This window comes from Ruegeria sp. CK2 (assembly GCF_056536585.1).
This window is the reverse complement of sequence record NZ_JBQFPW010000014.1, coordinates 127310-140862: the sequence shown is the minus strand read 5'-3', so window position 1 is coordinate 140862 and position 13553 is coordinate 127310. Positions and strand designations below refer to the sequence as shown.

The 13553-nt window shown below is 56.6% G+C and carries 12 protein-coding genes; 3 read left to right on the top strand and 9 right to left on the bottom strand.

Annotated elements, in window-relative coordinates:
- Positions 1-1029: 1029 nt before the first annotated feature.
- On the bottom strand, positions 1030-1719 hold the full coding sequence (gene rpe / locus ACR0BU_RS19200; RefSeq protein ID WP_480738543.1) for a ribulose-phosphate 3-epimerase: 690 nt from the start codon (positions 1717-1719) through the stop codon (positions 1030-1032).
- A gap of 356 nt (positions 1720-2075) precedes the next feature.
- Between rpe and ACR0BU_RS19195 the strand changes: the two genes are divergently transcribed.
- Complete coding sequence (locus ACR0BU_RS19195; protein ID WP_480738542.1) at positions 2076-2357, top strand: hypothetical protein; 282 nt, start codon at positions 2076-2078, stop codon at positions 2355-2357.
- Here the strand turns inward: ACR0BU_RS19195 and ACR0BU_RS19190 are convergent.
- Entirely contained in the window at positions 2339-3022 is a 684-nt protein-coding gene (locus ACR0BU_RS19190) for a DUF1045 domain-containing protein (protein ID WP_480738540.1), read from the bottom strand. The two genes, ACR0BU_RS19195 and ACR0BU_RS19190, sit on opposite strands and share 19 nt — an antisense overlap.
- Before the next feature lie 52 nt (positions 3023-3074).
- Between ACR0BU_RS19190 and ACR0BU_RS19185 the strand changes: the two genes are divergently transcribed.
- The gene (locus ACR0BU_RS19185) at positions 3075-4217 is read left to right on the top strand and encodes an alpha-D-ribose 1-methylphosphonate 5-triphosphate diphosphatase (RefSeq protein WP_298936537.1); all 1143 of its coding nucleotides are present in this window, start codon (positions 3075-3077) and stop codon (positions 4215-4217) included.
- A 23-nt stretch (positions 4218-4240) separates the two neighbouring features.
- On the opposite strand, the gene ACR0BU_RS19180 is transcribed toward ACR0BU_RS19185, so the two are convergent.
- Genes ACR0BU_RS19180 through ACR0BU_RS19150 form a run of 7 tightly spaced genes read right to left on the bottom strand, consistent with a single transcriptional unit; the run spans position 4241 to position 10736 of the window.
- On the bottom strand, positions 4241-4717 hold the full coding sequence (locus ACR0BU_RS19180; protein WP_480738539.1) for a class I SAM-dependent methyltransferase: 477 nt from the start codon (positions 4715-4717) through the stop codon (positions 4241-4243).
- Between the two features lie 15 nt (positions 4718-4732).
- On the bottom strand, positions 4733-5485 hold the full coding sequence (locus ACR0BU_RS19175) for a polysaccharide deacetylase family protein (RefSeq protein WP_480738537.1): 753 nt from the start codon (positions 5483-5485) through the stop codon (positions 4733-4735).
- Complete coding sequence (locus tag ACR0BU_RS19170) at positions 5482-6624, bottom strand: glycosyltransferase family protein (RefSeq protein WP_480738535.1); 1143 nt, start codon at positions 6622-6624, stop codon at positions 5482-5484. The genes ACR0BU_RS19175 and ACR0BU_RS19170 overlap by 4 nt, the downstream gene beginning before the upstream one ends.
- Positions 6624-7205: a histidine phosphatase family protein gene (locus ACR0BU_RS19165; protein WP_480738534.1), complete on the bottom strand. Its 582-nt coding sequence runs from the start codon at positions 7203-7205 to the stop codon at positions 6624-6626. Before ACR0BU_RS19165 ends, ACR0BU_RS19170 begins: the two co-directional genes overlap by 1 nt.
- A complete protein-coding gene (locus ACR0BU_RS19160; protein ID WP_480738532.1) occupies positions 7202-8278 on the bottom strand; it encodes a glycosyltransferase family 4 protein in 1077 nt (358 codons plus the stop codon). The genes ACR0BU_RS19165 and ACR0BU_RS19160 overlap by 4 nt, the downstream gene beginning before the upstream one ends.
- Complete coding sequence (locus ACR0BU_RS19155; RefSeq protein WP_480738531.1) at positions 8278-9525, bottom strand: glycosyltransferase family 4 protein; 1248 nt, start codon at positions 9523-9525, stop codon at positions 8278-8280. The genes ACR0BU_RS19160 and ACR0BU_RS19155 overlap by 1 nt, the downstream gene beginning before the upstream one ends.
- The gene (locus ACR0BU_RS19150; RefSeq protein WP_480738529.1) at positions 9522-10736 is read right to left on the bottom strand and encodes a glycosyltransferase family protein; all 1215 of its coding nucleotides are present in this window, start codon (positions 10734-10736) and stop codon (positions 9522-9524) included. Before ACR0BU_RS19150 ends, ACR0BU_RS19155 begins: the two co-directional genes overlap by 4 nt.
- A gap of 390 nt (positions 10737-11126) precedes the next feature.
- Here ACR0BU_RS19150 and ACR0BU_RS19145 point away from each other — a divergent pair, with 390 nt between their 5' ends.
- Positions 11127-13499 (top strand): mechanosensitive ion channel domain-containing protein, encoded by a 2373-nt coding sequence (locus ACR0BU_RS19145; protein ID WP_480738528.1) that lies wholly within the window; start codon positions 11127-11129, stop codon positions 13497-13499.
- The last annotated feature ends 54 nt before the right edge of the window (positions 13500-13553 follow it).

Sequence of the window (13553 nt, the reverse complement as noted above, 5' to 3'; positions counted from 1 at the left end):
GTAATCGGTAGGCCGGGCATCAGCCCGGCACATCGTCGAACTAAAGAAGGCCGCCCCACAACGGGCGGCCTTCTTTTGATCTAAAGCTTAGCGGGACGAAGCGGCAACTGGCTAAGACTGCTTTCGTTGCACTGCGTTGCATGTGTCGGCATGATTGCCGTGCTGTCTGAGAGATGAGTCTGCAAACAGGGATGAAACAAATGAATTCAATCGTGAAGGTTGCCCCCATTGTAGTCATGACCTTGACTGCAATATTTGCACTTTTCGCTACAGGGACAAGCATCAGAGCAGGTGAAATACGATTCTGGGAGATGCCCAAGGGATGTAGTTGGACTGAGAAATACTCTAATGGAAACGAATGGGTGAGCACTTTCGTTGGCAAGCGGAATGGCGCTTTTAGGGTCGTTACTCGCAATAAAGTCGGTTCGCGCGAAAGAATAAGCACCACTGACTATAACGAAAGTGGGCTGATGACGCGTAGAGTTTGGGCCGGGAATAAATGGGAGAGCTTCGAGCCTCACAGTTGTTTCGGTGTTGTAGGAAAATGCAACTATACATATCGAAACGCTGATGGCGAAGAGTTCGAGATTTCATCCAAAACGTCAGCGTTGGGCAACTCCGTTTTTCGAGTGGACGCAAGTTCGTCTAAGACAGGAAAGTTCCCGGTCGATACTGTTCGGACTACTCACTTTGGACTGCAATTGTCTTCTGAAAACGCTAACTTTTCATCTACAATGACCGAACTTCGTAGCTGTAATCTTCCTATATCGTGACTGTATTTCGGTGGTTTGGTTAGATCTTTCGTCCCGCAATCGACTCAGCTCTAAACGGCTCCTTTGGGCTCAAAGCCGCCATTGCGACAGTATTCTGGTCGTTCTTGGCCAAACCTCTCACATCCGTGCAAGTCGCTTGAGCTCTCACCTGGAACACCAAAGTAGGGTGTTCCTTCCTTGTCGGTTTCGAACGTGATTGGCGATGTACGCTTGTTTGTTCAGACCGGACAGGCTTGCGCGTTTTGGCGTACAAGCTTCACTGCTGAGCAGATTCAGCCGCAGCCCGTACCGCATTAATATTCTCGCCATAGACTTCGGGATTGGTCACCGACCCACCCTTGAACACCGCTGACCCTGCCACCAGAACGTCAGCACCTGCTGCGGCAACCAGAGGGGCGGTCAGTGGGTCGACCCCGCCATCGATCTCGATATGGATCGGGCGGTCTCCGATCATTTGACGCAGCTTGCGGACTTTGTCGGTCATGTCGATGAACTTCTGGCCGCCAAAGCCCGGGTTCACTGTCATGACGCAAACCAGGTCTGCCAGTTCCAATAGGTGTTCAACTGTCTCGGCGGGCGTGCCGGGGTTCAGGGCGACGCCTGCTTTCATACCGGCGGCGCGAATGGCTTGCAGAGTGCGGTGTGTATGCGGGCCGGCCTCAACATGGGCGGTCAGGATATCCGCGCCCGCGTCCGCGTAGGCCTGAATGTACGGATCAACCGGGGTGATCATCAGGTGAACGTCCATCACCGTTTTGACATGTGGCCGAAAAGCTTTTACCGCCGGGGGGCCGAACGTGAGGTTGGGAACGAAGTGACCGTCCATCACATCAACATGGACCCAATCCGCGCCCTGCGCTTCTATGGCCTGAATCTCTTGTCCGAAATTGGCAAAATCGGCAGACAGGATCGACGGAGCGATCTTGATGGTGCGGTCACAGCTCATTGCAGCCTCGTAAGTGTTGGAGCGTTGCCGATGCATATACCTGCAGCAGGGGGCGAGTGGTAGACCTGCAACCCGCCTTTCTGAACGAACAACGCGCGAACCAGCATTGTGGCACCGTTATAGAACTTTCACGCAAATGACACCCTCGGTTGAATTGCGTCTGTAACCGATCGCCAAGATGAGTTGAGGGTGGCACATGCTGCGGATCAAAAAAACTGACCATGCGCTTCGGTGATAATTTTTGTTGATGATGCGACGCTGGATGTGGGTTGTTTGACGTCAGCGATTGTGGGTCCAGATAGCCGTATATGATAAGAGAGTGTTTCTGGTTCATCGTAGCCACCAAGGAGTGGATGATGAGAAACATATCGAAGAGTCCCTGCGATAAGATCTTCAAACACGTCAAACGCGTGTCCGTTGATGTGTTTGAGCACGTGGTGCGGGATGGTGCGTTTGCGATGCACTGGCCCGCGCACGGGCCGCTTTACGGCGCGCTCGCTGAAATTGCCCAGCAACGATGTGAAGCCAAAGCGCTATTGCCCGACGGGCTGAGCCGCGTCATCGAAATCGACAATTCAGGATCACCCGATGAAACGATCAGCGAAATCCTGACCCGACTTCAGCCGGAAAGGGCATAGCGATGGATCAGGTGAAACCGGCCGTCTTCAGCCTCTCCCATCAAGGCCAGATCGGTGATCTCGAACGGCGTGGGCAGCAGGGGGCCGAGATGTGTGTCCAGTGCGGATTGCACTTTGACCAAGTTGGGTTTGTCCAACCTGCCGCTGAGCGTTATATGGAACCGGAAGGATGCCAGCACGTAAGGATAGCCCCATTGGATCAGATTGGCCTCTTGGTCCCGGGTCAAGTTAGCTGCGCGCCGTCGCGCCAATTCAGCTTCGGATGTCGCCGCGCGAAAGTCGTCCAGTTCGTGAACGCAGGCTGCGGCCAGCGCGTTCAACTGCTCGGCATGTCCCAACGGGCGCAGCGCAAGGAAACGGCCCAGGCGCGCGATCTCAAGACCTTCCATCGCCACAGGCGCGCGGCTGGCCGCAAGCGTCGCGCAAGCGCTCTGCAGCGCGCTAAGCGATTGGCTGGTCCTCAGGCGAAATGGCGGTTTCATCGTCCCATGCAGCCCGTATTTGCGCGGTACCTGCGAAACAGCTGCGACATCGATGCCATCTATGACAGGGTGCGCGACCTCGGCCCCGTTTTCGATATCCCAGCCCAACCAGCTGGTTGCAAATTTCGTCCAATCCGCCGCAGCGGGTGGCGCAAAATAGATCGCGTACCGCGTGAATGTCACATTGGCCTCCTATTGCGTGGCCTTCCAATAGCTCAAACTGTGTGAAGTTCAGATGACAGAAGACTTGATCCTTGCCAATGCCACGATTGTGCTACCCGACGAGACTGTCACCGGCAGTGTTCGGATTGTCGGCGAATGCATTGCCGACATCGACACAGGAGCATCGGTTCCAAAAGGCGCAATCGATTGTGACGGCGAATATGTCAGCCCAGGCTTGGTCGAGCTGCATACCGATAATCTGGAGCGTCACATCCAGCCACGCCCCAAGGTCGACTGGCCCCACACGGCTGCGATCCTGGCCCATGATGCGGAACTGGCCAGCACCGGGATCACAACAGTGTTTGATGCGATGCGGGTCGGGTCAATCCCGTCAGGTGCGGCGCGATACAGGCAATATGCGCGGGGTTTGTCCCGAGAGCTTTGGCAATTGCGCGAACAGGATGCGCTGAAAATCAGTCATTTCCTTCATTTGCGCGCCGAGGTTTGTTCGGAAACACTCGTCGAAGAATTGGGTGAGTTTGGTCCAGAGGACAGGGTGGGTATTGTTTCGATCATGGATCACACACCTGGACAGCGGCAGTTTCGCGATATGGCCAAGCTCGAGGCTTACCTGAAGGGTAAGCACGCCATGGATGACGACACATTCATGCAGCACGTCGCCCAGCTAAAGGGGTTACGGGATCGCAACGGCGATCGGCACGAGATTGAAACAGTCAAAGCCGCGCGGCGTTTTGGGGCAGTTCTGGCCAGCCATGATGACACGACGGAGGATCAGGTTCGGGTCTCGGCGGGCCACGGTATTAGCCTTGCCGAATTCCCAACGACGGTCGAGGCCGCGCGGTCCTGCCATGATCACGATATCAAGGTCATGATGGGAGCGCCGAATATCATCCGAGGAGGATCCCATTCCGGTAATGTCGCGGCGCAGGAACTGGCTGAACTTGGCCATCTTGACATTATGTCTTCGGACTATGTTCCGGCTGCTTTATTGTTGTCGGCAGCCAGACTGGGCGAGCTATGGGGTGACATGGCGCGCGGTATCAGAACCGTAACGCTTGCCCCCGCTCGGGCTGCGGAACTAGAGGATCGTGGCGCTTTGCGAACCGGCGCGCGTGCTGATCTGATCCGATTTCGCATGCGGGCGAGTGTTCCCGCTCTGACTGCGGTCTGGTCGCGTGGGCGGCGGGTTGCCTGACAACGCGCGAAAGAAAACTCAGATCAGGCGAGATAAAACAGATAACGGTCCGGGGCGACGGTTTCGGGACCTTTGATCTGCTCAAACCCCACAAGCGGTTGCCCCGAGATTAACAGGCCGCCGGGTTGCATCACGCGCGAGATCGACGGGCTGAGGCGGGCAGCCTCGGCCACGTCCTCATTCTTGATGCCGCGCCCGAAATCATAATGCGCCATCGCAACTTTGCGTCCGGTGTCTGACAGTTTGCGCAACATCGGCTCGGCTTCACCTTGTAGAAAGTCCTCGGATGGAGGGGTGCTGTCAGGATGGCATTGCAGCACCCGGTCCATTACCCATATCTTGCGATCTGGCAGGATCTCCCGCAGATGATCATAGGTGCGGCCGTTGCCCAGCCCCATGTCCAGAATGTCACCGGGTGCGTTGCCAATTCGGGCTGCGGCCCAGTTTAATCCATCTCGTTGGGCCGTCAGGCGGCGCAGCATGGAATCCAGTCGGCTCATCGGGGAATTCTCTCGTCAGGTTCTTGGGGCAACCCACGCGTCCGCAGGGCCATCCAGCAGTTTGCGCAGCAAGGCGTTGGTAAAGTCCCAGATGTCTTGATCATGGACCAGATGGTGCGTCAATACGCCAAAGGGTTCTGTATTGTCGGCACGCCCTTCGCGACGATCCCGTAACAGGCCGACCGTCTGGGCGATCAATGTATCAGCCGGGATTAGTCCACGGCTCCCGCGCCAGTCGATTGGGTCGAGATGCGTGTTGATTTGATCCAAACCCGGCACGGGTTGCGCGGTCTTGCGGGGCGTTGCAGTTGAGAGGATGCGAAAGCCAAGTTCCGGTAATCGCTTTACGGCTTCGGCGGCGATGCGGTTCCAGGGGGGCACGAACATGGGGCGCAGATCGTTACCGAATAGCTCTGTCAGCTTCGCATGGCCTGCCCGCGCATCTGCAACGATGTCCTCTAACGGGCGATACAAGCCGAACTCAGATTTCTTTTCGCCGTCTGGCGCATGGTTCATATGGGCCCAGCCGTGGACAACTGGAATCAGGGTTGGTCGTCGCAAGGCATAATCTGCCAAATTGGGGTCGACGTCGCGCGGTACAATGGCCAAATGAACAGGCAGACCCAACTGTTGCGACATCTCGGACAGCCTATCCAACTGAGGGGTTTGGCAGATTGCATCATCGTCCCGCCACCACAGCGGCAGAGAGACCTCCTGATCAAGCCAGAGCTTCAGTTCAGCATCAAGCGGCTGCCAGTTCGGGATCATCGACGTTTCTCCAAAAGGCGCTTTGTGACTTCAACTGTCTGCTTCGCACCATCAAACCCCTGTATCTGGGGACTGCGCGGCCCATCGGAAATGACACGCTCTAAAGCATTTGCAAGCCTCTCACCTGTCAGATTCTGACTGATCAGAACCTCAATGGCTGGTAGCTCGGACAAGCTGTGGGCTCTCAGCCCTTGTTCAACTTCTTTGCCGTCATCGAACGGAACAAATACCGCTGGTGTGCCACTTTGCAGGATGTCCAGTGCTGTGTTGTAGCCACACATACTGATCGAAGCAGCGGCATGAGGCAGCATCTGTCGAAAATCCGGACGTACGGGTTCCAGTGACACAGCTGTGCCTTGCGCCAATTCAGAAAGTTCGGCAATGCGCCTTTTAGCATCCTGCCCACCAACCAACAGGCGCCAGCGCCTGTTGGGCATCTTTCGGGCGGCCTCGATGGCCGCGCGAAAGATCGGCTGTCCTACCGATCCGCCACCTGCGCTTACAAGTACCTCATGCGCGCCAATATCCTCGGGATGTGGTTGTGGCGGTTCTGGCGCAACAAAACCCGTATAGTGCAATCGCGCCGCCAACTTCGCTGACACAGGCCAGCTGACAGACAACGGTGTTAGGCTTTCGTTGGAATGGACCAAAATGCCGTCGTAAAACTGCTCGACAATGTCATCTGCGCGGGTGGCCTTTGAGGGCTTCGACGGGGGGGCCAGAATATCCCGGATTGATCCAAGAATGATGGGCCGCTGGTCAAGGTTCCGAGCAGTGGTGAGGGCCGTGTCGAATTCGCTGGCCAGCGATCTTCGACCAAATGGATAAAGCTCGGTGATCAGAACCTGCGGCTGAAAGCTTTGGACAGCTTGCGTTAGGGCCGTTACGCGCGCTGCTTTGTAGCGGTCATCGGCGACATCATTTTGGTCGGTCAGCAATCGGGTGAAATCTGTTCCATCAGATCGCAAAGGCGGCAGCCCAAACAACGTCACGCCGCCGCTGTCCAACTGCGGCGCGGGCATGCCGCCAGATACAACCATAACGTCGCCCCCATCCTCGGCAAAGGCCCGTCCCAGTGTCAAAGCGCGGCTCAGATGACCTGTGCCCAGCAAATGCGTGACGATGATCATCACCTTCATCAGATGGCCTCGCGTTTGATCAGACGAACAGGGGCGGCGTCGGGGGACATATCGGTCAAATTGATAACGTAAAGCCGATTGCGTTTGATTTTAAATGGTGCGGGACCTTCGAAATCCCAGCCCCATGCTTGGGCAAGAATGACCCGCATGATCCCGATATGGCAAACAGCGACCGTATCGGACCGCAGACCCAAAACCCAAGGGGACAACCGGGCCCAGACCTCGGCCGGGCTTTCGCCGTTTGGAGGGCGATAGGCCCATCCCCAATCCTCGATATGTCGATAACCACTGTCGGTGTCAGCAATCAGATCAACGCCGCGCAAGCCTTCCCAGTCACCCCAGTTCATTTCAATCAGCGCTTCCGATATTCGGGGCGGTTGGCCGGTAACCAGCCTGGCTGTCTCGCTGGCACGCTGCAGTGGGCTGGACCAGATGTCAGCAGCGTTCCAGTGATCGGGAAGATCGTACCCCGACAACTCGTCGCGCGCGGCTTGATCCAACGGAATGTCGCTGCGCCCCTGAATGCGTCCGGCTCGGTTCCAATCCGTATGTCCATGACGCAGCAGGGCCAGTCGGGTCATGACGATACCTTTAGCATTGGACGAATGGTTGCCCAAAACTGTTCGGTCGCTTTGGGCATCAGATGGTGGCGCTCGATATGCGCGCGCGCCTTTGAGCCCATAGACCGGCAGAGGAGCGGATCATCCAGCAGCAGTTGCATGTGCTTGGCAAGACCCAAGGGGCCCGCGCTGACCGACGGGTAATCAGATGGGAACAGCACATCCCGAACCCCGGGCCGGTCTTGTGCAACCACCGGCAGGCCCGCCGACTGCGCTTCTAGGTAGATCATACCGTATGCCTCGTTCACGCCAGGCCATACGAGAAATGAGGATTGCGAATATGCCGCGTGCAAAGCATCGCGATCCAACTGACCCAGAAATTCAACGTTGCCACCAAATGGTGCCATAAGGTCTTCGACTTCGGCCCGGGCAGGGCCGTCGCCTGCGATCTCAAGACTCCAGTCGCCTTCCAAATGGGACAAAGCCTGGGCCAGAATTGCGTAAGACGCCAGCTTATCGCCATCTCGCATCATCCCCACCGTCAGCATCGGACCACGGCCAGAGGTTTCCGGGGGTAACTCGCAGATTGGCAAGAAGGGGGGAAGTTCTACCAACGCCTGATTGTGGTACCGGTCTCGTTCCAACGTGATCAGGTCATTTGCGGTGTGGTAAAAGATTACTTGGGCCGCATCGCAAGCATCATGCGCAGATTGCGCGAACCCGGCCCACGGACCGGTCAAGCGACTGGTGGCGCGGGTGCTTTCCAACTGGACATAGGGAATCCCCCGCGCGGCGCAGACCTGCGGTCCCAGTAAATCGGGGGCTTTGTAATAGTTGTGGTACGTCACCCAAAGGTCCGTATCCAACGGCATCTGGGCGATTAGTCGTTTTGCTTCAGCCTGCGCCGCGTCACGGAGTGTTTGTTGCAGGGCAGCGTCCCCCATTTTGTCATAGATACGAAAACGGGACACCAAATCGCTTGGATCACCTTGGGCAGCGATGGCCTTCATCAGGTTTCGGGCCATTTCGCGATCGCCCGAGGGTTTCGGGCTGTCCGGAGCTTTCATCGGTGCATAAAAGGCAACTCGGGCCATTACGCCGCATCCGAACACAAGGCATTCAGCCGCGCAGACAGGCGTGCGATGCCCGGATCCATCCGAAATTCGGCGATCAGACGGTGGTAGGCGGCATCGGCCATCTGGGCAGATTTCTCAGGATTGGATGCCATTGCCATCATTGCCGCAGCCAGCGATGCGGGGTCGTCATTAGACAGAACGCCATGCGTTTCGCTCTCGATGAACTCTGGAATGGCCGACACTGGCGTCGACAGGATCGGCAGCAATTGCGAGGCTGCTTCCATCAAGACATTGGGCAACCCGTCGCGGTCACCATCGGCTGCAATGCGGCTTGGCAGCACGAACAAGTCTGCGGCTCGCATGGCCTGAATCACTTCCGGCTGATCGCACGGACCCTGCCAGGTGATCCTGTCTGCGACCCCGGCTGCGTTGGCTTGCCCTGTCAAAGCGTCGCCGAGAGAGCCGCCCCCAATGTGAGTCCAGTGCCAATCCAGCGATGCGGGCAGCAAGGCAAACGCTTCGATCAGGCGGTCAAAGCCCTTTTTCTCGACCAAACGGCCGACGGACACCATGCGAAACGGGCTATCAGGAGCGCGCTGGATGCGATTGGGCGGTGTTGGAAAACGGGTCAGGTCCAACCCGTGATAGATCAGATCGACACGACCCCGGTCGTCTGCGAGCTCGCGCAGGTGGTCGGCACCGACGGCAGTACAGGTCGCACCAAATTGGGCACCGTGGGTTTTTGCCTGTAGCTTTTCGCGTTTTTCCCAATCGGGTGAGGTCCAGATGTCTTTGGCATGGGCCGAAAAGCTCCACGGGATGGCGCGCATGATGGCAGCATAGCGGGCGACGGATGACGGTGTGTGCATGAAATGTGCGTACAGGCCTTGTGTCGCCTCAGGCAATTCTACGGCCAATACACAAGCCTGACCAAAGCGGCGAATGCGGTTGTGAGTCGGGTCGCGGCGCAAATCCTGGCGCCAGACATCATAAGCTTCGGCATAGCCGGGCATGTGCTGGGCACGATGCCGCGCTTTCCAAACGCGTTGAGGCTCGTCAGAGAGATACTCGGGCAGATAATGCACCTGACCCGCAAATTGGTCATGCAGGGGATGGCGTTTGGTGTCGGTCGGGTGGCGTAGTGACCAAATGTCAAACTGATGCCCAGCATCCTGCAAGGCAACAAGCTCCTGGGCGATGAACGTCTCGGAGAGGCGCGGCCAGCCTTTGACCAACACCGCCAACTTTGGGGCAGTCTCGGTCATCCGGTGGCCCGTTCCTGTTCCCGGCCCAGCAATGTGTCGATGCGATCAGTGACGTAGTCCAGCCCGTCCAGCAAACCGTCCTGAATAGTCTGCGACGGTAAGTCTTGATGCGGCAGGTTGCGGATGGCCTGGATCATTGAGGCGGGCGTCAAACCATCGCGCGTCTCATCAAGCATCTTCACCAGGCCGAGGTCTTCGGCGCGCGACGCCCGGATCCATTGTTCCAGACGCGGAGTAGTGCGGGGGACGATGACAGCGCGTTTGTCAAAGGACAGAACCTCGCAGAACGTGTTGTAGCCCCCCATGCAAACCACCCCGGCGGCACCCGCAAAAAAAGTTTCAATCTGGGATTCAAACCCCACGGCTGTAACACGACCATTCAGTGCGGCGACGCGGGTTTCAAACTCTTCGCGCAACTCACCGGACAAGAAGGGGCCGTAGACTAGAACAGCGCGAGGCGATAGCTTCGGGTCTTGTTCGTAAGCGGACAAGACCAGATTAACCATTGCCTTACCGTCACCACCGCCGCCGGGCGTGATCAGAATATAGGGCTGTTCAGGCGGCTCACCGATGGGGCCGAGATCGCGCCGCAGGTAACCGGTCCAGTGGATACGGGATTGAGCAGCGGGGCTTAGTGGCAAGCCCTTGGTCGGGTCATAGATTGACCGCAGCCCATAAACCCAGATTTCGTGATAGAACCGCTCAGTCGCTGTGATGGCCTCCTTGCGGGCCCATTCGGCGGCCAGAACCTCGGGTTCGTCCAGGACATCACGCAAGCCAAGGATCAGCTTGGTGCCACTGTCGTTTTCCATATGCTTCAACGTTGGCAGCAGCTCACCCCGGAACCCTGTGGGTTCTTTATCGACGATCAAGACGTCAGGATCGAACTGTTGAACCGCAGTTTGAATCAGACCCGAACGCAGCTCGGTGACCTCGTCGATGCCCATCCCGATTGTACGCGCGGCATAAGACCCATCGGCCCGTTTGGTCACGCCGGGCAGCCGCACGTGGTCAACCCGACGGGGAAAGGTGAAACGGCCAGCAATCGGTGATCCCGTCAGGATCAGCGCAGATGCGCTTGGATCTGCCTGCGTCATCGCGGCAGCTAGGGCGCGCGAGCGCCGCAGATGGCCCAGTCCGAACGTGTCATGACTGTAAAACAGGATACGCGGCGCGCGGTTCGACTTGGTTTTTGCTATGCTTAGGCTCATACATTTGCCTGTCTTCTAGGTCGTTATGCGGTATCCGCGCGTTCGCAGACGTTATCTTACATTCCTTGGCGGCGCTTGCCAAAGGCAGAAGCGTATTCCCGCAAATGTGCTAAGCATTGCGATTTGGCAACAGGATATTGATGTATACGCGGCAAATCGCACCAGAGTTTGGCATCGTTCGCAGAATGATCGAGAAAACAGCAAACGGTACGATACTCAGACACAAAATCGGTCATAGTCAATTTCCCCTGAATTGAAAACACCCGCAGAGGCCCTGTGCGCCGAGAACACGTCCCGACAAGATGTTGAGATTGTCTGCTGTGAAGATTTGAATAGACCCATATGGTTCTGTAATCTGTCCGGCATCGGGAAAACTGGATACAAGACCCTATGAAACCAAACTTTCTGGCCGGACTAGTCCTGGCATTCTGGGCCCTTTTGCTGGCCTTTCCTGTCGACGTGGCGGCGCAAACATCGTTGATACCTGGGTACCCGACCGGGTCAAGCGACGAGGCTGAAACCACGAGTGACGGCGATCTGGCCGCTGCGATCCGGGCCGCCAGCGAAGCAGGCGCTAGTGTCATCGTGATTGACAGCGCTGGGCAAATCGCCACGACGACACAGGGTGACGCGCCTGCAGAAGAGGATGCGTCGGATAACCCGATGGCTGACGGGTCTGAGCTGATGAAGGCGCAGGAACGGTTTTCGAAGTTCCGTGAGTCGGTGGAGTCGCGCCTTGAAGCGCTGCCTTATTCGGTGTTCGAAGTGCAGTACATTCTGCGACAGACCAGTCCGGATGGTCGAATACAGACCTATTTTGAAGTTCTGGGTTGGAACATCCTGTTCCTTTTGCTGGGGCGATGGCTGTCCATCGAGATTTACGGCAAGCGTATTGCAAAGCGATATGTCGTCGCCAAGATAAAAGAATACCCACAAGGGTACCGCGAGAAGATGCCGTTCCTTGTCATGCGTTTTCTGACAGGAATTGGAGCGACAGTTTTTGCCATGCTGATGGCGCTGATTGTCGGGTATCTGGTTTTCGGTGAATCCGAAGATATCTCAATCCAGTTTACAGTGACGGCTGTCTTTACTGCTTTCTTCCTGTCTCGCACAGCCTCGGATCTGTGGCGAATGGTTCTGTCGCCATATCTAAGCCAGTACCGTTTGCCACCCTTTTCTGACCGTCACGCTAAGCGTCTTTATTATTGGGCGTCGGCTTTGGCGACGTATGACATCTCGGTGGCGTTGTTTTCGACCTGGGTGGCGGATTTTGGCCTGAACTACAACGTTTACGCGATGGTCTATGGCGGGTTGACGATGTTGGGGGCTGTCGGAAACGTTTTGATGATCCTGTTCAACGCTGGCGCTATTTCACATGCAATCCGCGGTGGACGGGCGGCGGATCAAGTATCTTGGATTTTGCGCTTTATTTCTTATGGATGGGCGCCGGTATTGATCATTTACATGGTGTTCAGCTGGTTCAAGCTGGCGGTGGATCTGGTTCTGGAAAACGAGAACTCGCTGCCGATTGTGGCCAGCAGCTATGCAATTTTCATGTCCGTGGTCGTGGCCTATGGCGCGATGAACTATCTGCTTGAACGGTATTTTGACCGCAATCGCCGGCTGGAACAGATAAACAGCGATGCCGATGGCGATGAAGACCCCAGCGAGGGAACCGAAACACCCGAAGCCGAGCAGAGAAAACACACGATCCTGACCTATGAAGATCTGGCGCGGCGTGTTGCCGGCATTCTGGCTTTTGTCGTGGGTCTGTATGCGCTTGTGGTCATCTGGAACCCGGATGCCAGTTGGAGTGAGGACCTGCCGATTGAACGGGCGCTGGATGTGATGGTCATTCTGTTCATGGGCTACATCCTGTTCCATTTCTTCCGCATCTGGATCGACAGTAAAATCGCAGAAGAAGAGGTAGAGGTCGGCGACGCAGAGCTGGGTGATGAGGGTGGAGAAGGTGGGCAGAGCCGGCTAGCCACGTTGTTACCGCTGTTCCGAGGCGCCATTCTGGCCGTGGTTGTGGTGACCATAGCCCTGATCGTTCTGATGGAGCTGGGCATAAACGTTAGCCCATTGTTTGCAGGTGCCGGCGTTGTCGGTCTGGCCGTCGGTTTTGGTTCGCAAACTCTGGTACGCGACATCTTTTCAGGGGCCTTCTTTTTGATGGATGATGCCTTCCGCAAGGGCGAGTACATTGACATTGGGGATGTGAAAGGGACGGTCGAGAAAATATCTGTCCGCTCGTTCCAGCTGCGCCATCATCTGGGCGCGCTGAACACTATTCCCTTTGGGGAAATCAAAGTTCTGACCAACTACTCTCGTGATTGGGTGATCATGAAACTGCCACTACGGGTGACCTATGATACGGATGTCGAAAAGGTGCGCAAACTGATCAAGAAGCTGGGGCAAGAGTTGCTGACCGATCCGGTAATTGGGGAAAACTTTATCCAGCCGCTCAAGTCACAGGGCGTGATCGAGATGCAGGATTCGGCAATGATCATCCGGGTCAAATTCATGACCAAGCCGGGTGATCAGTGGCTGGTGCGCAAACGGGTCTACCAGGATATTCGAGAGCTGTTTGCGCGGGAAGGCATTCGGTTTGCCCACCGTGAGGTTACAGTTCGTTTGGCGGATGGCAAAGAAACGGAAGACCTGACACCCAGGGAGCGCGAGGCAGTGACTGGTGCGGTTCAGGCAGCCATCGATGAGGATTACCTTGATGATATCGGACCCGGGGGAGATGATCGCTAAGGTGATCTCCCGCCGCATTAGCCAACGTCTCTGACGAGACATTACCCAATGCGT